Genomic DNA, 18,919 nt, shown 5'->3' on the forward strand with positions numbered 1-18,919 from the left:
TAGGTTTAACTCTGGCACCAGCTATTTCCTATACAATTATTTTTCAAAACTATCAATAATACCCACAATAGCACAATCTACTGCGGTGCCTTTATCATCTTCGAAAATATGCCGTGCCGATGAGCCTCGAGTTAGAAGCACATATTCACCTTCACCAGCACATACTGTATCGACGGCGATTTCTATGCGCCCCGTCAACTCTTGTTCTCCATCGAGAATATCTACCATCATCAGTTTCATTCCCTTTAGAGATTCATGCTTTTGAGTAGATACGATACTACCCACTACTTTACCGACTTGCATACTTCTCGTTCCCTTCAATTATTGTGATACGTAAGCGCTCAATTTCATCTCGAGCAGCCATGGTAAACCGTTGCCCCCTATATATGACGATAATAGACTGACTTTCACAAGATCTTACAAAAGAGACCGTTATCCAGCCTTGATGGCTGGCATATATAGGACGACCAAATTTATCTAGAAATTTGATAGGCCAATCTAGAATAACTGATGGATTCATCAATGAGGTTACAGGGACTGCGAGGCGTATTGTCACCTCACAGTCATAAGCTAATGCACGGTGCAAACAGGCTACCCAAGGCACCAATGTATCGCTCATTAACTCTCGTATATGAGCATAATCTATACCAGCAAAAGAAATGAGTTGATTCTGCAACAATATATGTTCATCATAGCTATTGCATTCTGTGACCATAAACGTAGCAGTGGATGTCATCCGCTTTTCTAGGCGTTCTAGCACCAGTTTAACTAATGCATCCATATTAATGCTCACTTCCCATGGCAATTCCTAAGGGCGTTACAAATTCTGGATATAGCGGCTTATCTACGGGTAATCCTATATATTGACTGAAAGTTTTTGTAAACTCCTCAAAATTAGAAGCACCACCTACAACAACAATAGGAGTCCCTTTTTCATAACCACCCTCTTGTAACGCACGCTTAGAAATAGCTGCCATTTTTTCAACAACAGGCCGTATGGTTGCATATACATCGCGTTTATTTGCTTCATTCCGCTTATAAGCCTCCGCTTCAGGGATAGAGATTCCATAGGCCCCGCTAATAACAAGGTTCATATGGGTACCCCCTGTAGGCTCATCTACGGTATATACAACTCGGCCATCCTTTAAAATGCTTATGCCTGTAGTACCACCACCGACGTCGATAACAGCGCCATCGGTGATGCCTAGCACATTAGCAGCAGCGGTAGGTTCGTCTAAAATACAAGTTACTTCAAAACCGGCGCTTTCTAGAACGTGACCTACTACATCTTTATTCTTGCCTATCGTTCCAGGTGGAACAGCTGCTGCGGCATATACAAGTTCTGTGCCTAAGGCTGCCTCTGCCTTAGCCTTTAACGCTCGCGTAATTGTAACAGCTCCCACATAGTCAACTACAAGGCCGTCTCGAATAGATTCATTGTATTCAAAGGCGCCATATATAGGTTTACCTTTGTCGTTAACTACGGATAAGACAATAGATGATGTACCAAGGTCAATACCTACACGCAAATTCTTTTGATTATGAGAGCTCACTTGTTTGGACTCTACGAGATCAGAGAACTCTTGCAATGTATTATTTGCCTTTTTCAAACCCTTCATCGTATCACCTACTTTACTGTACAATTCTCGCCATCACTGTACCTTGTACATTGGCAGCATTTGCCTCATCTGTATCAATATGGAGTTCTAGGACAAAACCAGGTACGGCTCGAACTATGACATCACCAAATACAGTGGTGCGTTCTGGCGTTTGAAGTTCAACATTAACGCTATCACCGTCGTTTACATGGAACCGTTTTGCATCATCCGGCGACATGTGAATATGTCTCTTTGCAACAATACAAATAGGTTTTGTTATTTCCCCGTTTTCAGTACATAGAGTAATCTCTACGGCTGATTCTAAATGACCAGATAGCACAATAGGAGGCTTTATGCCTAATGTACGAGCATCGGTCAACGATACCTCCACTTGTGACTGTTTTCTAAGAGGACCTAGTACGCGGACATTTTGAATGACCCCTTTAGGCCCCACCAAAGTAACGGTTTGTTCTGAAGCAAACTCTCCAGTTTGTTTTAAGTCACTTTTCTTAGTAATAGCCTGATTCGGGAATAATACATCCCAGTCCGCCTGACATAGATGGACATGTCTATTGCTCACACCTACGGGAATGGACGATTCGAATATGGCTTCGATCACTTCTCGTACGATAGCACGAATCTGTTCCCAATCCATAAGCTATTATCCTTTCTTAGGTAAGATTAATTCTACGTCGCTATGAGGGCGTGGAATTACATGAGTAGATACTACTTCGCCCACTTTTTGTGCTGCTGCACAGCCTGCATCAACCGCTGCTTTTACAGCGCCTACATCACCGCGAACCATTACAGTTACAAGACCGGAACCGATTTTTTCAGTACCTTCTAATGTAACGTTAGCTGCTTTTACCATTGCGTCAGCCGCTTCAATTGCGCCTACTAAACCTTTTGTTTCTACCATGCCTAATGCGTTATTCATGATAATCTCCTTTATTATTTACTAATTTTTACTACTTTATTTCTTTTTAGAGTTTTTCTTTGGTGTTGTTTTCTTTGTACCTGTGGACTTAGAACTTTTCGGTTCTATGATAGTAGATACAATTTCATCTAACACTTCAACAACCTTTTCATCTAATTGGGGTTTCTCTGTTTTAGAAGTTGTAACTTCAGCTTTGACTGGTTCAGTTTCTATAACTTTTTTAGTTTCTTGAACACCAGCACTCGCCTTAGTTAACTGTGTCTCATCAGAAACCTTAGCAGGCTTATCTGTAAAATCATCATTAAAGGATTCTACTAAACCTTCTGCAGGTCTTGGAATTACCTTATGAGCTACATACAGGTTCATTCCTTTTGTAAGAGCCACACCAGTCTGAACAGCCGCTTCCACAGCTACTACATCACCGGCAACCTTTACTGTCATCCAGCCAAGGCCTCTCGCCTTTTCTATTCCTATCAACCGTACATTTGCAGCTTTAACCATTGCATCTGATGCGGTGATAGCCCCCAGTAAACCAGCTACTTCTAGTAACCCTAGTGAATCTTTCACTATGCCACCTCCCGACGTCTATTTCTGTTGATGATTCGCACACAGGATTCATGCATTCCTATAACGTTAGCTACGTTGCATATCTACTAACATTTGACGAATCAAATCTTTTAACTCTGGTTCTTGAGATTCTATTTTAGGTTCTTCTTTCGGGGTCGCCTGAACAGGCTCATCCTTGAGCATACCTACTTCATCTATTATATCCATAATGATAGCCCGTAACATTTGTTCATTTAGTTCTGCCATTATGAATCCTCCTATTCACATTGTGAAAGTATCATCTATTGCGACGTGATAATGATATGTAATGAATATATGGCTCTTTGAACTAACTTTCATTAAATAATGTAAGCATTACCTTTATTCTTAGGTCTTTCTCCCATGGTTTCTAATAATGCTAAACCTACATCACGTGCTGCTTTAACAGCTTGTTTAACAGCGCCAGAATCACCAGACATTAGTAAAACAACTTCATTTGACATATCTGAGCTCGATGGAGACTGATAATCTACCACATCTACATTTGCTGATTTAACTGCTGTATCCGCCATAACTACACCAATAGCTGCTGGGGCCCCAACGATCAAGCCAAAGGCTTTACCTTCTGGTGTTCCAAAGGCAGTCACTAATGCTTCTCCTGCGCGAGCTGTATATTGAACCTCCACATGACCAGCTTCGTTCATATATACCTCGCCGAAGGTACGTTCTAATTCACGCAATGCTACTTCTACAGAACGTCTTACATCAGATACATCATCGCCGCCAAATATGATAAGGGAACCAGAACCGGCGCCACCTTTCATATCACGGGCAAGTTCAATGCTAACAATCTCAGTATTCGTTGCTTTTACAGCTTCGTCAGCGGCCATGATTTGTGGCCCTGCACCTGTACGTGAACCTAAAATACCGATGGATTGATATGACTTAGTGAGCTGCATAGCTTCCAATACTTGACTGTCTACATTGGCAATAACGAGACCAATTGTATCGCCTGTTGTAGTGCTACCTACATGTTCAGTAATCATAGAAGTTTGTAATTGACTTACAGTAGGTGAACTTACAGGTGACGAAGCACATGATGCATTACCTGTTGCGCCTATTGCTTTACTTAAGTCAGTACCATCGATACGCATCAACACGCGTTTTAAAATCTCATCTACCATACTTTTAGTATCGGCCATAATTATTCACCCTTTGTTGGTAAAATACCTTCTACATCTTTATGTGGTCTTGGAATTACATGAGTAGAGATAACAATGCCTACGCGTTCAGCAGCAGCTGCACCTGCATCTACAGCAGCTTTTACAGCACCTACATCACCACGAACCATAACAGTAACGAGACCAGAGCCAATTTTTTCATTGCCCACGAGTTCCACATTAGCTGCTTTAAGCATTGCATCAGCTGCTTCAATAGCGCCTACTAGACCCTTAGTTTCCACCATACCTAATGCTTCTTGTGTCATCTGTTTTCTCTCCTTTTACAAAATATAGAATAATGATTACAAATTTATTTTTCTAATAGTTCCACCATAGTCCCTATATTCATAAAGGCAAAGTGAGCGGTTTTAAGCAACTGTACCATAAGTACAGCTCCTGTACCTTCACCTAATGCCATTTGTCCATGGATTGGAACTTCATCAAGACGAATATTTGCATAAGCCAATGCTGCGGCCATTCCTACCTCGCGAGAATAATGAGATGGAATACCGTATAATGGAGCTTCTCCATTCATTTGAGTAGCACAAGCCATGGCAACTGCTGTAATATATCCATCGATTACAAATGGAATATGTAGGTCTGTACAAGCTACCATAGCGCCTGTAATAGCGGCTATATCAAAGCCACCTACGCGGCTAATTACTTCTTTTGGACTATTTAAGTGCCCCTTATGATGAGATAGCGCAGTCCGTACAAACTCACGTTTTTGATTCATGTACGCTTCGTCTTCAGGACCGGATCCAGGACCTACGGTTATACGTGGGTCTAGCTTTGTAAGACCACTCAAGACCGCTGCTGACGTAGTCGTGTTACCAACACCCATTTCTCCGAAGGAAAATAGATTAATTCCCGATTCTGCATAGTAGACAACGCGGTTATATCCCGCTTGGTACGCTAAATCAAATTCTCCAGCGCTCATAGCAGCACCGTCTAATATATTCTTTGTGCCTTGAGCAACCTTTCGATCGACCCCAATACCTTGTGGGCAAGCAATACCTACATCTACCACTTCATAAGGAATATGGTTAAAGATACAATAATTAGCAACTGCACTTTTACCATCAATCATATTCTGAGACTGTTTACGAGTAATCTCATAGTTATAACCGATTAAACCATCTACGGAAATGCCATTATCTGCAGAAAAAATAATATGCTGAGTATGAATCTCAGGTTTCATATCCTGCCAAGCAAGACACATTTTTTTGAAATATCGTTCCCATAAACCCAAGCTTTTTGGAATGATCGCCTTATTTAAAATAAATTGATTAAGTTGTTCTTCAAAACCTTTGTCCATGGAAAAACCTTCTTTCAACTAACCGTATATGTAGTTACATAATTGTTTTAACGACTCTTCATCGTGAACTGATATTTCAAAAATCTTAGTGGCTCCTGCTAGTTTAAGATTGCGTCGAGGCGCCTCTATATCTTTACCCGTATCCACCTTTGATACAACACCTATAACCTCGCGGTTTAAGGAGTTACCAAAGCTTGGTGGGAATATGGTTGTTTCATCACCGGCTGGGATCATGAAAATCACTAAATCCGCATCATAGGCGTGCAAGATAATGCCTCGATAGTAATTAGGATTTTCCATGTATTCTCCTGGGGTATCGATGAAGTTTCCCACGCGCGTTATAGCTTGTGTCTTATGATACGTAGCCGAACCATGGGTAATCGTATCTGCTAATGTAGTCTTACCACATCCGCTCCGCCCTACTAGAAGGATATGCTTTTCTTTCTTTTCAGTGCTCATACTTACCCTTTCATTAGGATCTTGTTAAATCCGTTGGGAAGAATCCTAAAATGCGGTGCAGACCTTCAATAACACTGCGCAATGCAGATTCAACAGCAGATACATCACCAGTTATGAGAAGTGCCCCCGAAAATCTATCGATGAACCCGATTTCGATATCACCGGATTTACTTGCAATATCGGCTGCAATAATGGTCCCTTCGCCAGGTGTTATGGTAAGAATCCCAATAGCATTGCGACCTTTTTCCTCAAGCCCCATTTTTCTAAATAAATCTGGCTTAGGATTGGCAATAACATGGGCTATCGTAACCTGCTTTCCGGGTACAAATTCTTGTATGATGCGCTGTTTCGCATCAATTACCTCTTGAAAGGCCATATAATCTCCTCCTAATTCAAAACTGTTAATTCAACATTTACAACTAGATTCCGTATTATTAACTTTATCCTTCATGGTCCACGATTTAAGGTGCCACTAGTTTGAAGAATAATACGGCTAATCCGGCACCAATCAATGGTCCAATAAATGGTACCCATGCATATTGCCAATTAGCTGTTCCCTTATTAGGAATCGGTAAAATAAAGTACGCTAAGCGTGGACCAAAGTCACGTGCTGGATTTAACGCATACCCAGTAGTTGCACCAAAGGACATACCAATAGATGCTACTAAGATACCGATGACCATAGGTGCCAATCCATCAGCCATCTTACCTAAGCAGAGAATAGCTAGCATAAACATAAAGGTAGCTATAATTTCGGATATCAAATTGAAAGGTTTATTATCGATTGCTGGACCTGTTGCAAAAATTCCTACGCAGTTCCCTTCGTCAGGACCTGTTACTTTAAAGTGTGGATAATAGAATAGTGCAGCAATGGCAGCACCTGTAAAACCACCTGCAATTTGCGCTATAGACATTGGAATGACTTGATCCCAAGGGAATATACCAGCTACAGCAAGGGCAAAGGTAACTGCTGGATTCAAATGGCCAGGGCCACCAAGTGTAATACCTACGTATACACCAAAGGCTACGGCAAAGGCCCATCCAAAGATAATGTGTAACCAGTTAGTTCCAAAAATACTAACGATGGTTTTCTTTAATAGAATTGATGCATTTGTACTATTACCAAATGCAATTAGAACGGCAGTACCAACAAACTCACTAATATACATTTGCGTTACGTCCATTGTTTTCACCTCATAAATCTACATAGATTGTAATGCGTGAGATGCAATGTCCATATCCTGTGCCACGGTACCACCGCTAATGCCAAGTCCTCCCACAATCTTGCCATTGATGATGATTGGATATCCTCCACCAAAGGTGCAAATTTTACGGTTTACCATGGATTCTATGTTGAATAGATCGCCATCAGGCTGTGCGCTTGGATGTATTTGATGAGTTGCTGATTTAAGCGCCACTGCGGTATACGCCTTTGCCTGTGCGATGTCGTTACTGATGAGCAATGCATCTGACATACGTTGGAAATACATTAATACACCGTTTGCATCTACTATAGATACAACGATAGGTACGCCTATGGACTGAGCATAGTCCATTGCCGCTTGAGAAAGCTTCGTCATAATATGTTCTAACTCTGTTCCAGTTGTCATATCATAAACTCCAGTTTCAGCAGTATGCTCTATATTGCCTATGCCTTGATTCTTGTCTGTTCGTATTTTCGCAGGACTAGTTGCCACACGTTCTACAACGCGTTCTACAATTGTTTCTACAAATTGTACATAGTCTTCCATGCGAGCCATGATATATAGAGCATCAGATAGTCGATTAATAAATTTACGAACCTCATCGCGAATTGGTTCTACCTCACCTAAACTAATGAGTAATCGTTCACCGCGACGACAGACTGTGCGAGCCACATGTAGCTCTGCAGCAGATAGATAATTTCCGCTTAATATAAAGCTATGTTGCTGCGGCAATCGCTTTGTATAGTCATCGATCAAACGTTCCAAATCGCTTATATCTTGTTGTGAAATCAAATTGCTACTTTCACTAAGATTTTCTACATGAGGCGTTGCTACCTCCGCACATAAGCGGAAGAGCTGATGTTGTAATGTGTGAAGCACATGTTTATTGTCTGGTGAGACGACTAATTTCTCACATACACTAACCTGTGCATTTAATTCATCAAAGGTTCCATATGTGTTCACACGAAGTGAATTTTTAGGTACCCGTGTGCCATCAAAAAGGGCCGTTGTACCTGCATCACCGGTTTTCGTATAAATAGCCATATGCACCACCTCTCAAGTTAGTTGTATTTAAAAGGCCTCTTCCAATCGTTCATCAGAAACGAAAGGATTTCCTTTTACAAGGCGAGCTGCATTGACACCTAAGGTGCGTAAGCTATCTGGATATTGACTGTAACCACTAAGTCGGTAGATAAATTGATGGGCTGGTATATTTTTATAGGTCAATACAATAGCCTGTTCATCAACGCCTATACCTACAGATAAAGCGGAATTACGAGATGCCAGATCGGCCAATGCCATATGCGTACCACTATGGGACTCAATGACAACTGGTAGACCTTCCTCTTCAATACCATGTAGAACGGGTTTTAGTACATCCTCACTGATATGCTGTGTAGCATACAGCAAAATAGTTGGCTTGCTGATGATACTTTGGTCCATCATAGGCCTCCCTTCTGTGCATAGGATAATACCAAGCCTGTTGCTACCGCATTTCGTGCCCCTTCAACGCCTCGAATATTGCCTCGACCTGCTACTAATGCATATTGTGAAAGTGCATCGGTTACGAGTTGAGGAATTTCAAAGTCTAATGCAGAGCCACCTACGATAACTACGAATGGTATATCTCGCACATTATGAGTAGGACTAACAGATGCCAAAGCACGGAGAGAATTTGTTACAAATACCCGTTTCTTTGCCGTTTGACGGACACGCTTAATTGTTTCTAGAGGGATATCTCGTTCTACAGGAACGAGCCCATCAGGCGTAACGATAACAACGCGACCAAACAATGCTGCAGAAAGTGGTTCATTAAAGAACTGCACCGTTCCGTCTTCGTGACGAATGTGATATACACTGAGTACTTGAGCCAATGGATCTCGTTTAATAGCTTCTGCAATATGCATATCCTCTAAACCAAGTTCGGAGTTAATTAGCATTGTTACCATATTTCCTGCTCCCGCAAGATGAATGGCCTTAATTTTTCCTTCTTGATTGATGATAGATGCATCGGTAGAGCCTGCTCCTAAATCGAGTATGGCCATTGGTTTTGCTATCCCTGGTGTAGTCAAAGCGCCTAAGATAGCTGATTCAGCCTCTTCACCGCCGATTTCAACAGGAACGCCTAGTTCTTTTTCTACCTGCTTTGCAATGATTTCCATTTGTAGATGATCTGACTTAACCATAGAGGCAATGCCTACAGCCTGTTCCATAGAGAACTCACCTGCAAGACCGCCTTTCACATTAATAGGAACAGCCACATCTACAGCTAGTAAATCTTGAATATATACATCTTGAGGTGATTTATTCGTCAATTGCGCCATTGTGAGGCGAACCTTTTCAAGCATGCCACCTACATTCGTACCTGCTTCCCCGCTGATATCCTCAATAGAATGAACGGATTCAAGGGTTTCCATTATTTTCTCTGCCCCTGCAGATACATCGACGGATACAGTTCGGTCATTTCCCATAACAATGATGGATCCTGCCGGTATTACCCGTTCTTTAACGTCCCCTTCAGGTGTTTTAATAACTACTGCAGAGCGATTCCCGATGAGGGCCCTAGCAATTGGTACAATATTCTTTGTTTCCTCTGGTGAAAGCTCAAATACAGTGGCAATACCATAAGGATTAGATAATTGTGATACCACTTGCCCCGGTTCTACAACCTCTACCGCGGAAAGCATTTCCATTGGGATTTTATCGATATACGCAACCTCGTCTACGATAGGAATTTTATGATCTAGTCGATTATTGACGAGTACCCCATCATCGGCTTGAAGGATAGCAGCGCGAATATCATAACCGCGTTGACAGTAGGCATTGATAAGCTGTGCTACCAATTCAAAATCGATAATTTTAGGAGCTACCACGATGTATGGTTTATCTTGCGGCTTGTCGATAAGTTGTTCAATAGGAACCGTATAGCCTACGCCAAGGCCTAAACCACCTGGTGTTTTAGGATTGTGACCTATCATGGTCGATTCTGTAATTATGGTTTCAGTAATCGTTTCCATAGCCACATCGCCAATAACTGGTGTAGCCTCATTAATGCGAACTAAGTCAATGTCTCGTAGTGTAAGATTAGCAGACTTGATTAGCGACTTGAGGGCATCCATGAGCCCCACGATATTTTCGCGCGTTCCTTTAATACCAGTGGTGCTGGCAATAGCAGAAGATAAGAACTTTACCTCTCCATTGCTATGAATTTCGGCTAAGGCCGCTTCTGTTGTAGAGTTTCCGATATCGATGCCAACAATTCGTTTCATAATGACATCTCCTATAGGTTAATTATCACCTTTCAGTTTTTTACGACGTTCATAGTTCTCTGCTGCTTCACGTACAAAGTTTGCACAAATCGGAGCTCCTAAACCATCAAGCTCACTAGCAATATCTAATAATTCTTGTTTAGAAGAACGATATGGACGAAGTGCATTATACATTTCAAGCAAGCGTTTATCGCTAACTTTCGTCATTTCTGCAGCGCGGGAGAAGTTGAGTTCAATTTGATCACGGCCCCCAGCCTTAGCGATTTGACCTTGAGCTTTCAAAATAGATGGAGAAATTTTTAAATCATCCATTGTGATGTGACCTGCCATTACGTTATCCATCGTAATATGGCTCAAATCACGACCTTGACCTAAATCAATCCATTCAGGATGTTTTTTAGCAATCGGATAATCTTCGATTGTAGCCACTCTATCTACAACGGCTGTTCTATTAAGTGTAGATGATGTATGAGGCGTAGAGTAATGTGTAGTATTCCTCTTTGCCCCTTCTATTTCAGATACAATCTGCCGAATTAAGGCTTCTAATTCGTTAGTCATAGTAAACCTCCTTATACAGTGACACGAACTTCATCAGCTGGCTTACCTTTTACTACATGCTTAGTTTCCTTGATGTGAAGCAACGCAGACAATGCTTGGTATTTTGGACGAGCCATTTGATCGTTCAATGTTGGTACTGGTGTTGGGGATTCGCCCTTAGCGTATTTAGCAGCATTTTTACCTATGGCGCGGTATGTTTCAGCTGTTAATAGCGGTGCTTGAGGGAATAATTCCAAGTTTGAAAGTGGTTGTAAGTCCCGTTGGTGAATCAAGGTTGTCCCTTTAGATTGAATACCGATACATACACCGGATCCAGAAATAGAATCACCTTCAACGGCTACAGCTGCTACGTCAGAGGAACGGTATACGCGGATCACACGAGCTTTTAAGCCTTCTTCTTCGATACCAGCTACTAATTGACGAATCACCTCCTGATGCGGTACACCAACGATAGTTTGTCGTTGACTACGACCAAAGGCAGGGCCTACAGCGATGACTACTTCATCCGCGCTTGTGCCAGGTTGTGCAGGTCCACCAGTTTGGAGCCAGCTATCATCACCAGTTGGGTCTTCATGTCGAGGAGCCGCACTTGGTGTTGTACTTTCACCAACACTAGCCTTGAATTGTGGTGCCTCATGAACACCACCCATTTCTTGTAAAACATCTAGGATAATAGAGCGTAATACATCTCTGTTAATTTCAGCCATCATGACACCTCCTTATATATCCCGTGGATCAATGGCGTTTGGAATATCTTTAATACGTTCCCAATCTTCACCTTCCACACGATACCCTGTGCCAACACCTTGATAGTCATTTCTATTGTTAATCGCGGAGATAACGTTGAAATCACGGTCAAAGATGGCCGATGTTTGTAAGTAATCGCCGGAGATTTTTTGTTTTAATAGGTTCAAAATACTTTGTGCTACATCTTGATGACCTTCTTTAGCTAAGCCTTTTACGAAGTCAACGCCTGTAACACCACGGTTTAACAAGTCTTGTGCGGCTTTAATATCTGCCACCTTATCGCGAGGAGGCATATCTTTAGATCCATTCGCATATGTAGCAGCCTCTACCTCTTGATCTGTAATTGGAGGCAAACCTAAGGCTTTGAACAAAGCTTGTAATGCACGAGCCGCTTTATTACGAACCGCTACAACTTCTTCTTCGCGAGCAGGAATAAGACCGCCATTTACCTTGAGGTCACGTTGGATAACTGTCCAGTCATCATAGTCCTCTGCATCCCAGTTGGAACCAGCGAACATGTTGTCATAGTTTGGTGTAGAACTATAACCGGAGCAAATAAAGTCAGTACCAGGTGCAAATTGCATTAATGTACGGGCTGTTCTACGCAAGTCAGAGTGACTGAATGTTTGGTCATTACTAGATGCACATTCAAGGTCAAGCATAGCAGCTACGAGGTTTTCTGCTAATACAGCACGGATACCAGAAGGCACAGCTGCAGGAATACCGATACAGCTTACAGAACCATTTTGGATACCTTGTACGCCAGCGCCTTTTGTAATGTATAGGCAACGGATTTCAAGGTACAACATAGATTTACCTTCTGCTTGGCCCATTTGTACTTCAGAACCGGTACCAGAAGTAAAGCGCATTTTAAGACCACGAGATGCATAAGCTGATGCGAGGAATCCTTTAGACCAAGGTGTGTCATCACCATCGGTAAATACGTCTTCTGTACCATATACGGAAATAGTTTCTGCATAAGCTGTGAAACCACGCATACCAAGTTCTAACTCTGTTGCTTCTTCCAAGGAGCATTGAGTCAATACGCCTGGACGACCACATTGAGAGCCTACGAGTAAGCTGATCGCATTAAGTGGTGCATAACGAGCAACCGCTACTGTTGTTTCTTCTTCTGCAAACCCACGAAGTGCACCTTCCGCAGCATCTGCTGCGATTTGTACTGGGTTATCGTTTACGTTCGTTACATGGGCTTGGTTAGCCATTGTGCGACGAGCGCGCATTTTTTGCATACATTGCATCATTTCAACAACGTTCATGCAAGAAACAACTTCCAACATTTTTGCGGGAGTAATCGATTTACAAATCTTAACGATTTCTTCACGAGGTACTGAAGGGGTAAGCATCATATTAGCAATCTCTTTTGAGTCTTTTGCCATTGCTTGTTGAGCACCATCGAGAACGATACCGTAATTTGCAATAAATGTATCGATAAGGTCAAAATCTTCACGGCGTTTACCATCGAGTTCAACGATACGGCCACCTTCGATTTTGAGGCTAGGTTTTGGATCTTGAGGGGATTCCATGGCTATAAAACCTTCCTCTACCCATTCCTTTACATAACCATCCTGATTAACAGGACGTTGACTTAAGACTTCGAAACGTTTTGATTTCATAGGGCATACCATCCTTTCAGATTAGATATAGGAAGGGGCTCCGTTCACTGGTTCGTCACCCATCGTACCAAGCAATTGTTTACCTACTTCACGAGCAGAGATAACTGCTTGTCGTACAGCCCCAGAATCGCCAGAAATCTGTAAAATAACTTCGTTAGAATTACTTGTACCTGCAGAAGGAGATGCATAACCAATTACATCAACGTTCGCAGATTTAACAGCTACATCGGCCATAACTACGCCAATCGCTGCTGGAGCACCTACAATAAGGCCAAAGGCTTTACCTTCAGGAGCACCAAATGCTGCATTTACCGCATGACTAGCGCGTGCTGTATATTGAAGTTCAATATGTCCAGCATCGTTTGCGTATACATCGCCAAAGGTGCGTTCCACTTCAGCTAATGCTACTTCAATAGCTCGTTTTACATCGGATACATCATCGCCACCAAAGATAATTAATGAGCCATGGCCTGCGCCACCTTTAGTATCACGAGGTAATTCAATGCTAACGATTTCTGTATTTGTTGCTTTTACTGCTTCGTCAGCTGCCATAATGTGTGGTCCTGCACCAGTACGAGCGCCTAAAATACCGATAGAACGATATTTTTTCTTTAATTTCATCGCATCTAATACTTGTTGATCTACGTTAGCAATTACGAGACCTATAGTATCACCAGTTTTGCTAGTTCCTACAAATTCAGTTAATCCACATGTTGTCGCCATAATACCCTCCATACGTACAATGAAAGTATCTATGTACAGGAATTATGCTGCGTTATACCATTTTATATTTTTTATCATTTCTTTAACCATTCATATGTATGCAACACTACATCCTGTACACCATATATTGCTATAGAGCATGCCTTGCTATTCAGTCACAACCCATTGGACTCAATCCTTTCTAAACATAAGTAATATAAGACTTTTATCTATCTTTATTATAAAAATTATTAAATACAACTTTTTTATGTATATTCGTAAAATGCGATTTTTCTATTACTAAAATACGACAATCCTGTTATACTTATACATATAAAAGCCAGAAATAACGTAATTTTATATGTATATGAATTTTAGGTGGTATGTCACTTTTCTCTTTTCTCAGGTTTAGAGCCGACCCTTTAGCTAGAGAGCAAGTAGAGCTATTTTAGCGGTGTGCTTACTAGACCTCTTAACACATTTGTGATTGGAGGTTTCACTATGATTTGTACGAACGAAGATACGAAGCTTATAAATGAAATCATGCGTGATTTCACAAACATAACAAAAATCGCAGCTATTTTTGTTAATAATCGTGGAAAAGTGTTATCTCAAGAATATAACTTTTCCCCATTCTGTAAGGTCGTAAGGCGCAATCCAACCTACGCCAAGCGTTGCAATCAATGCGACTTATATGGTGGACTAGATGCTACAAAAGAACTATCATCCTGTCCGTATCGCTGTCACATGGGGCTCATAGATTTCTCCGTGCCCATCATGAAGGATGGTGCTATCTTAGGCTTCATCATGGCAGGTCAAGCAAAAACAGAGGATACGACTATTAAGCCAATTTTACCTACTCAAACCGATTGGCATGATGATACTAAACTTCGCGCCTTATATCGGACCTTGCCAGTTCTGACTGCAGAACAAATTTACAGTGCTACAAAGGTCTTGCGGATCTTAGTAGAACATTACTTCCCATTTAACGATGCAATAGCAGAAGAAATGCCATATGAACAACTGCCAGACTTTGTAGAATCAGAACGCCCTATCAATCGGCCTGAAATCCGAAAGGCTATGCTATACATAGAAAAAAACCTGAGCAAACGCGTGTCGCTCAGGAGGATTTCGGAACATATTCATTTAAGCGAGTCCTACTTCTCTAAGATTTTTAAAGATGATACAGGACTATCAGTAATGCAATATATAACACTATTGCGCATACAAGAAGCCAAAAAGCTATTGGTATATTCGCAACTAACGGTTAATCAGATTAGTAAAACATTGGGCTATAATAGAACAAGCTACTTCTGTAAAATATTCAAGCTAGCTACCACCGAAACACCACATTCGTATCGGAAGAAATATGCTAAGCCAATTAATGCATAATATACTAAATATTAGTAGTTTAATTATGTAATAAAAAATAGAGTGGTGAAATCCTAAATATAGGATTTCACCACTCTATTTTTATTTAGAAATACTAAACTTTAGAGGAGGAGTGCAGACAACTATAAAAATACCAATGCTACATAATAGACTTATAAATACTAATTATATCTTTTAGTGTTGGATCTTTTGGATTACCTGGTGTACAAGCATCCTCCATTGCTGACTTAGCTAAAAATTCTAAATCCTCTTCCTTAACGCCAACAGCCTTAAGATGTTTAGGAATATTAACATCATCAGCTAGTTGTTGAATTGCCGCAATAGCTGCACTATCAGCTTCCGCTTTACTCATTTGTTCTAAATTTTGAACACCAAAAGCTCTAGCAATTTCTTTATACTTATTACCGGTAGCACTAGCATTATACTTTAATACAGCAGTCAACATCATTGCACACGCCTTGCCATGTGGAACATCATAAAGTGCACTAAGTGGATGAGCCATTGAATGCACAATCCCTAATCCAACATTAGAGAACCCCATACCTGCAATATACTGTGCCAAAGACATTCCTTCTCTAGCGTCATAATCGCCATCTACAGATTTACGTAAAGACTTTGCAATTAATTCTATAGCTTTGATATGTAGCATATCGGTTAATTCCCATGCGCCTTTAGTAATATACCCTTCTATTGCATGAACTAAAGCATCCATACCTGTTGATGCACAAAGACCTTTTGGCATAGAAGCAGACATATCTGGATCAACAATCGCAACTACAGGAATATCATGTGGGTCAACACAAACAAATTTACGCTTTTTCTCAACATCAGTAATAACGTAGTTAATAGTAACTTCAGCAGCTGTACCCGCTGTAGTGCTAACTGCAATAATAGGTAGTGACTTATTTTTAGTTTCAGCTAACCCCTCTAGACTTCTAACATCAGAGAATTCTGGGTTTGTCATTATAATACCAATAGCTTTACTAGCATCAATAATACTACCTCCGCCAATAGCTACAATAGCTTGAGCATCAAATCTTTTACATACATCAACACCATTTTTAATATTTTCAATGGTTGGGTTTGGCTTAATATCTGTATATACTTCGAAATTAATGCCCGCATCACGAAGCAAATCTGTAACCTTCGTAGCAACACCAAATTCAAGAAGATCTTCACCAGTCGTAACTAAAATCTTTTGAAAATGTCGTGATTGAAGTTCATTTATAATCTCTTTAATAGCACCTTTACCAAAATATGAAGTTTCATTGAGAATTATACGTTTACTCATATTATCATCTCCTAGGAATCATTTTCTCCAAAGTCTTTTGGCAACCATATCTAAATCAGATTTTACGGAATCTGTTAATTTTGAAATAGGAACTCTACAATTTTCTTTGATTGAGTATCCCATCTCACGCAAAGCCCATTTCATAAGTGGGTTAAACGGAGTATACGCTTCATAGAATAAAGCATATGTGTCAATCTTTCGCTGAATTTCTACAATTTTATTAAAATTACCTTCATTCAAAGCAACAACTAAATCATGACACAATTTAGGATATACATTAGATAATGCACCAATACATCCGGCACCACCGGAGATAACTACAGGAACACAGTTAGTATCATAACCAGTATATACTGCAAAGTTTGGATATAGAGGTAAAATTTCATTAATATATTTCTGACTATGACGAGAAACTGGATGTGTATCTTTAATACCAATTAAATTTTTATGTTTTTCTAATAACCGCAATACAGTATTAACAGATATATCATATCCTGTGCGATCTTGATAATTATAGAGATAAACATTACCAGAAATATGGCCTAAGATATCATCAAAATAATTGAATACATCCTCTTGGCTGCATGCACTATAATATGGTCCAACAATAATAACTGCATCAGCGCCCTTTTTTAGAGCAAAATTAGATAGATTTATAGTTTCTAATCTATTCATACGGCCTGTACCAGCTATTACAATACTACGATGATTAATATATTGAACTGCATCTGATATTAATTGCTCAGCTTCATTATAATCTAAGGCATAAAATTCACCCGCACTTCCGCCTACTAAAATTCCATCAATACCATTTTCAAGTACATGATCATACAATGAATGCATATCATCATAATTAATAGTGCTATCATCATTAAAAGATGTTAATATTGGACAAAAATATTTGCTATTCATATATAATACTCCCCTCTATTTATTTAAATCATAAACTAAATCCATATCTGCCCACCATTCACTTTTTAATGCACCATCAATACGTTTTTGGCATGGGTCTGTTTCTTTCCACCAACGATTTGTTTCAGGATCCTGTGCCATTTTTGCCATATCGTACTCAAAATCATCACCACAATATTCCATTACAGAAAATAGTAAGTCATCACGATTCCAAATCTTATAATTAGTAATACCACATTCTCTAATCATTTTATTAACACTCGAGAATGGATTCGCATGTAACTTTTTATAATATTCTGCTTTTTCTGGACGTAGTTTAATAACGGATGCAAAAAGTTGTGGACGATTAATTTTATATAATTTTTTAGCATTTTTACTAAAGATATCTAGATCATCATTAAAATACTCACGCACACAATTTAAATGATTCTCAAAAGATGAATATAAGTTAACTACAGGAAAGTTAGATGCATACATTAGTTTTGAGTGATCAAAGGTTCCAGAAATAAAGTCTAAAAGATTTTTTACAAATAACTTATTATCAGTAGAGAAGCCTGAAATCTTACAGTATACATTAGGCAGTGATGCTAATTTTGTTATTGCCTTTTTATAACTTTCATCTAATGTGCTCACATTACCACAATGATTAATTACTACTTTAGCCTCTGGGACTTGCTTAATCGAGTTATATAAGTCTTCTAATTCATCTACTCGATTACAACTTTCAAATAATAAATCTTGTTTAGCTAGTACTTCCAAACCTTGAATAAAACTTCGTTCTAAACATCTCCCTCGAGGAGAGCTATCTATATGAAGTGGTTCTCTTACACCAACAATACCGATTGGCAATCGCATATGCTCACATAAATGTCTAGCTCTCATTACACGAGCTAGAATATATGGGCTTTTCAATTTAAAAATATAATCATCTTCTTGAATTGCGTTATCACAATCTACCTCTACATACACACCACCTTTAAAATTGAAATCATACTGCCCATAAGCCTTTGCAATATCATCCATTGAAAAGCTTCGTTTTATAATCCCTGCGCAAGAATTTAGCCAAGGAAGATTTAATATATTTAAATCCCAAATGTGAAAATGACTATCTACAATTTCAAGCATCATGTG

Annotated in this window: 24 protein-coding genes; 1 reads left to right on the top strand and 23 read right to left on the bottom strand. The window is 40.0% G+C overall.

The genetic code is table 11. The features are described 5' to 3' along the window. Nucleotides 1-36: 36 nt before the first annotated feature. The 20 genes from ACGHIY_RS08385 to pduB (ACGHIY_RS08480) all read right to left on the bottom strand — a co-directional run bounded on the left by ACGHIY_RS08385 (nucleotide 37) and on the right by pduB (ACGHIY_RS08480) (nucleotide 14,214). Complete coding sequence (locus ACGHIY_RS08385) at nucleotides 37-303, bottom strand: EutN/CcmL family microcompartment protein (protein WP_024066335.1); 267 nt, start codon at nucleotides 301-303, stop codon at nucleotides 37-39. Then, nucleotides 290-781, bottom strand: coding sequence for a PduM family microcompartment protein (gene pduM, locus ACGHIY_RS08390; protein ID WP_215675838.1), 492 nt, complete (start codon nucleotides 779-781; stop codon nucleotides 290-292). Before pduM ends, ACGHIY_RS08385 begins: the two co-directional genes overlap by 14 nt. Nucleotide 782: 1 nt before the next feature. Then, nucleotides 783-1,619: an ethanolamine utilization protein EutJ gene (gene eutJ / locus ACGHIY_RS08395; protein ID WP_105089781.1), complete on the bottom strand. Its 837-nt coding sequence runs from the start codon at nucleotides 1,617-1,619 to the stop codon at nucleotides 783-785. Nucleotides 1,620-1,632: 13 nt separating this feature from the next. Further along, the gene (gene pduL / locus ACGHIY_RS08400; RefSeq protein WP_278457240.1) at nucleotides 1,633-2,253 is read right to left on the bottom strand and encodes a phosphate propanoyltransferase; all 621 of its coding nucleotides are present in this window, start codon (nucleotides 2,251-2,253) and stop codon (nucleotides 1,633-1,635) included. Nucleotides 2,254-2,259: 6 nt separating this feature from the next. Next, complete coding sequence (gene pduA / locus ACGHIY_RS08405; RefSeq protein ID WP_005385294.1) at nucleotides 2,260-2,535, bottom strand: propanediol utilization microcompartment protein PduA; 276 nt, start codon at nucleotides 2,533-2,535, stop codon at nucleotides 2,260-2,262. A gap of 36 nt (nucleotides 2,536-2,571) precedes the next feature. Further along, on the bottom strand, nucleotides 2,572-3,102 hold the full coding sequence (locus tag ACGHIY_RS08410) for a BMC domain-containing protein (protein WP_278457242.1): 531 nt from the start codon (nucleotides 3,100-3,102) through the stop codon (nucleotides 2,572-2,574). A gap of 66 nt (nucleotides 3,103-3,168) precedes the next feature. Continuing rightward, nucleotides 3,169-3,348 (bottom strand): hypothetical protein, encoded by a 180-nt coding sequence (locus ACGHIY_RS08415; protein ID WP_215675849.1) that lies wholly within the window; start codon nucleotides 3,346-3,348, stop codon nucleotides 3,169-3,171. A 92-nt stretch (nucleotides 3,349-3,440) separates the two neighbouring features. Further along, nucleotides 3,441-4,283, bottom strand: a complete 843-nt coding sequence (gene pduB / locus ACGHIY_RS08420; RefSeq protein WP_278457243.1) for a propanediol utilization microcompartment protein PduB — start codon at nucleotides 4,281-4,283, stop codon at nucleotides 3,441-3,443. A 2-nt stretch (nucleotides 4,284-4,285) separates the two neighbouring features. Next, nucleotides 4,286-4,567 (bottom strand): propanediol utilization microcompartment protein PduA, encoded by a 282-nt coding sequence (gene pduA, locus ACGHIY_RS08425; protein WP_005385289.1) that lies wholly within the window; start codon nucleotides 4,565-4,567, stop codon nucleotides 4,286-4,288. A 44-nt stretch (nucleotides 4,568-4,611) separates the two neighbouring features. Further along, a complete protein-coding gene (locus ACGHIY_RS08430; RefSeq protein ID WP_287509360.1) occupies nucleotides 4,612-5,619 on the bottom strand; it encodes a nicotinate-nucleotide--dimethylbenzimidazole phosphoribosyltransferase in 1,008 nt (335 codons plus the stop codon). A gap of 18 nt (nucleotides 5,620-5,637) precedes the next feature. Continuing rightward, entirely contained in the window at nucleotides 5,638-6,078 is a 441-nt protein-coding gene (locus ACGHIY_RS08435) for a EutP/PduV family microcompartment system protein (RefSeq protein ID WP_278457245.1), read from the bottom strand. Between the two features lie 13 nt (nucleotides 6,079-6,091). Then, on the bottom strand, nucleotides 6,092-6,454 hold the full coding sequence (locus tag ACGHIY_RS08440) for a BMC domain-containing protein (protein ID WP_316059603.1): 363 nt from the start codon (nucleotides 6,452-6,454) through the stop codon (nucleotides 6,092-6,094). Nucleotides 6,455-6,539: 85 nt separating this feature from the next. Continuing rightward, a complete protein-coding gene (locus ACGHIY_RS08445; RefSeq protein WP_278457246.1) occupies nucleotides 6,540-7,262 on the bottom strand; it encodes an MIP/aquaporin family protein in 723 nt (240 codons plus the stop codon). Between the two features lie 18 nt (nucleotides 7,263-7,280). After that, complete coding sequence (locus ACGHIY_RS08450) at nucleotides 7,281-8,327, bottom strand: cob(I)yrinic acid a,c-diamide adenosyltransferase (RefSeq protein ID WP_119562569.1); 1,047 nt, start codon at nucleotides 8,325-8,327, stop codon at nucleotides 7,281-7,283. Between the two features lie 27 nt (nucleotides 8,328-8,354). Next, nucleotides 8,355-8,729, bottom strand: a complete 375-nt coding sequence (locus ACGHIY_RS08455) for a glycerol dehydratase reactivase beta/small subunit family protein (RefSeq protein WP_278457247.1) — start codon at nucleotides 8,727-8,729, stop codon at nucleotides 8,355-8,357. Continuing rightward, nucleotides 8,726-10,552 (bottom strand): diol dehydratase reactivase subunit alpha, encoded by a 1,827-nt coding sequence (locus tag ACGHIY_RS08460; RefSeq protein WP_119562571.1) that lies wholly within the window; start codon nucleotides 10,550-10,552, stop codon nucleotides 8,726-8,728. The genes ACGHIY_RS08455 and ACGHIY_RS08460 overlap by 4 nt, the downstream gene beginning before the upstream one ends. A gap of 18 nt (nucleotides 10,553-10,570) precedes the next feature. Beyond that, a complete protein-coding gene (locus tag ACGHIY_RS08465; protein WP_278457249.1) occupies nucleotides 10,571-11,110 on the bottom strand; it encodes a diol dehydratase small subunit in 540 nt (179 codons plus the stop codon). A gap of 11 nt (nucleotides 11,111-11,121) precedes the next feature. Continuing rightward, nucleotides 11,122-11,820 carry a propanediol/glycerol family dehydratase medium subunit gene (locus ACGHIY_RS08470; protein WP_278457251.1) on the bottom strand — a complete coding sequence of 233 codons (699 nt, stop codon included), beginning with the start codon at nucleotides 11,818-11,820 and terminating at the stop codon, nucleotides 11,122-11,124. Nucleotides 11,821-11,829: 9 nt separating this feature from the next. Next, nucleotides 11,830-13,491 (bottom strand): propanediol/glycerol family dehydratase large subunit, encoded by a 1,662-nt coding sequence (locus ACGHIY_RS08475; protein WP_119562574.1) that lies wholly within the window; start codon nucleotides 13,489-13,491, stop codon nucleotides 11,830-11,832. Between the two features lie 21 nt (nucleotides 13,492-13,512). Next, nucleotides 13,513-14,214 carry a propanediol utilization microcompartment protein PduB gene (pduB, locus tag ACGHIY_RS08480; RefSeq protein ID WP_038124004.1) on the bottom strand — a complete coding sequence of 234 codons (702 nt, stop codon included), beginning with the start codon at nucleotides 14,212-14,214 and terminating at the stop codon, nucleotides 13,513-13,515. 480 nt (nucleotides 14,215-14,694) lie between these two features. Here pduB (ACGHIY_RS08480) and ACGHIY_RS08485 point away from each other — a divergent pair, with 480 nt between their 5' ends. Then, nucleotides 14,695-15,585 carry a PocR ligand-binding domain-containing protein gene (locus ACGHIY_RS08485; protein ID WP_119562575.1) on the top strand — a complete coding sequence of 297 codons (891 nt, stop codon included), beginning with the start codon at nucleotides 14,695-14,697 and terminating at the stop codon, nucleotides 15,583-15,585. Between the two features lie 139 nt (nucleotides 15,586-15,724). On the opposite strand, the gene fucO is transcribed toward ACGHIY_RS08485, so the two are convergent. From fucO to ACGHIY_RS08500, 3 genes are read right to left on the bottom strand one after another with little or no spacing between them, the layout of a single operon-like run. Continuing rightward, on the bottom strand, nucleotides 15,725-16,876 hold the full coding sequence (gene fucO / locus ACGHIY_RS08490; RefSeq protein ID WP_008602322.1) for a lactaldehyde reductase: 1,152 nt from the start codon (nucleotides 16,874-16,876) through the stop codon (nucleotides 15,725-15,727). Nucleotides 16,877-16,894: 18 nt separating this feature from the next. Then, entirely contained in the window at nucleotides 16,895-17,788 is an 894-nt protein-coding gene (locus ACGHIY_RS08495; protein ID WP_278457255.1) for a dihydrodipicolinate synthase family protein, read from the bottom strand. 15 nt (nucleotides 17,789-17,803) lie between these two features. After that, entirely contained in the window at nucleotides 17,804-18,916 is a 1,113-nt protein-coding gene (locus ACGHIY_RS08500; protein WP_278457257.1) for an L-rhamnose mutarotase, read from the bottom strand. Nucleotides 18,917-18,919 lie beyond the last annotated feature (3 nt).

The organism is Veillonella parvula (genome assembly GCF_042850485.1).
GTDB classification, from domain to species: Bacteria; Bacillota; Negativicutes; order Veillonellales; family Veillonellaceae; genus Veillonella; species Veillonella parvula_Q.

Excerpts from the sequence above, each read along its gene's own strand:
- ACGHIY_RS08445 (WP_278457246.1), bottom strand. The coding sequence starts at position 7,262 with ATGGACGTAACGCAAATGTATATTAGTGAGTTTGTTGGTACTGCCGTT.
- pduB (WP_278457243.1), bottom strand. The coding sequence starts at position 4,283 with ATGGCCGATACTAAAAGTATGGTAGATGAGATTTTAAAACGCGTGTTG.
- ACGHIY_RS08460 (WP_119562571.1), bottom strand. The coding sequence starts at position 10,552 with ATGAAACGAATTGTTGGCATCGATATCGGAAACTCTACAACAGAAGCG.
- ACGHIY_RS08470 (WP_278457251.1), bottom strand. The coding sequence starts at position 11,820 with ATGATGGCTGAAATTAACAGAGATGTATTACGCTCTATTATCCTAGAT.
- ACGHIY_RS08455 (WP_278457247.1), bottom strand. The coding sequence starts at position 8,729 with ATGATGGACCAAAGTATCATCAGCAAGCCAACTATTTTGCTGTATGCT.
- ACGHIY_RS08450 (WP_119562569.1), bottom strand. The coding sequence starts at position 8,327 with ATGGCTATTTATACGAAAACCGGTGATGCAGGTACAACGGCCCTTTTT.
- ACGHIY_RS08495 (WP_278457255.1), bottom strand. The coding sequence starts at position 17,788 with ATGAATAGCAAATATTTTTGTCCAATATTAACATCTTTTAATGATGAT.
- ACGHIY_RS08465 (WP_278457249.1), bottom strand. The coding sequence starts at position 11,110 with ATGACTAACGAATTAGAAGCCTTAATTCGGCAGATTGTATCTGAAATA.
- ACGHIY_RS08385 (WP_024066335.1), bottom strand. The coding sequence starts at position 303 with ATGCAAGTCGGTAAAGTAGTGGGTAGTATCGTATCTACTCAAAAGCAT.
- pduB (WP_038124004.1), bottom strand. The coding sequence starts at position 14,214 with ATGGCGACAACATGTGGATTAACTGAATTTGTAGGAACTAGCAAAACT.
- ACGHIY_RS08475 (WP_119562574.1), bottom strand. The coding sequence starts at position 13,491 with ATGAAATCAAAACGTTTCGAAGTCTTAAGTCAACGTCCTGTTAATCAG.
- pduL (WP_278457240.1), bottom strand. The coding sequence starts at position 2,253 with ATGGATTGGGAACAGATTCGTGCTATCGTACGAGAAGTGATCGAAGCC.
- fucO (WP_008602322.1), bottom strand. The coding sequence starts at position 16,876 with ATGAGTAAACGTATAATTCTCAATGAAACTTCATATTTTGGTAAAGGT.
- pduM (WP_215675838.1), bottom strand. The coding sequence starts at position 781 with ATGGATGCATTAGTTAAACTGGTGCTAGAACGCCTAGAAAAGCGGATG.
- ACGHIY_RS08440 (WP_316059603.1), bottom strand. The coding sequence starts at position 6,454 with ATGGCCTTTCAAGAGGTAATTGATGCGAAACAGCGCATCATACAAGAA.
- ACGHIY_RS08430 (WP_287509360.1), bottom strand. The coding sequence starts at position 5,619 with ATGGACAAAGGTTTTGAAGAACAACTTAATCAATTTATTTTAAATAAG.
- pduA (WP_005385294.1), bottom strand. The coding sequence starts at position 2,535 with ATGAATAACGCATTAGGCATGGTAGAAACAAAAGGTTTAGTAGGCGCA.
- ACGHIY_RS08485 (WP_119562575.1), top strand. The coding sequence starts at position 14,695 with ATGATTTGTACGAACGAAGATACGAAGCTTATAAATGAAATCATGCGT.
- ACGHIY_RS08415 (WP_215675849.1), bottom strand. The coding sequence starts at position 3,348 with ATGGCAGAACTAAATGAACAAATGTTACGGGCTATCATTATGGATATA.
- pduA (WP_005385289.1), bottom strand. The coding sequence starts at position 4,567 with ATGACACAAGAAGCATTAGGTATGGTGGAAACTAAGGGTCTAGTAGGC.
- eutJ (WP_105089781.1), bottom strand. The coding sequence starts at position 1,619 with ATGAAGGGTTTGAAAAAGGCAAATAATACATTGCAAGAGTTCTCTGAT.
- ACGHIY_RS08435 (WP_278457245.1), bottom strand. The coding sequence starts at position 6,078 with ATGAGCACTGAAAAGAAAGAAAAGCATATCCTTCTAGTAGGGCGGAGC.
- ACGHIY_RS08500 (WP_278457257.1), bottom strand. The coding sequence starts at position 18,916 with ATGATGCTTGAAATTGTAGATAGTCATTTTCACATTTGGGATTTAAAT.